Below are 278 nucleotides of genomic sequence, written 5' to 3' on the forward strand. Positions count from 1 at the left end.
CGTCGAAGGGGGTCAGCTCGAAGGCGCCGAGCGCACGAAGGCCGGGCAGCTCGTCTCGGTGGCGGGCGGCGGCGACACGGTCGCGGCCCTCAACCATGCGGGGGCGGGCGAGGCCTTCTCCTACGTCTCGACGGCGGGCGGCGCCTTCCTCGAATGGCTGGAGGGCAAGGAACTGCCGGGTGTCGAGGCGCTGCGGGCCAAGGGCTGAGACATCTCCGGATCGGGCGCGGGTCCCCTCTCCCGTGCGGGAGAGGGACAGGGTGAGGGGCCCGGAGCGT

Annotated in this window: 1 protein-coding gene; it reads left to right on the forward strand. The window is 73.7% G+C overall.

Annotated features, from left to right (window positions below):
* Nucleotides 1–208 (forward strand): phosphoglycerate kinase (gene pgk / locus AX737_RS26385; RefSeq protein WP_156453977.1); only part of this gene is annotated, 208 nt, incomplete at its 5' end.
* Nucleotides 209–278 lie beyond the last annotated feature (70 nt).

The organism is Methylobacterium sp. CCH5-D2 (assembly GCF_001556475.1).
Lineage (GTDB): Bacteria > Pseudomonadota > Alphaproteobacteria > Rhizobiales > Beijerinckiaceae > Methylobacterium > Methylobacterium hispanicum.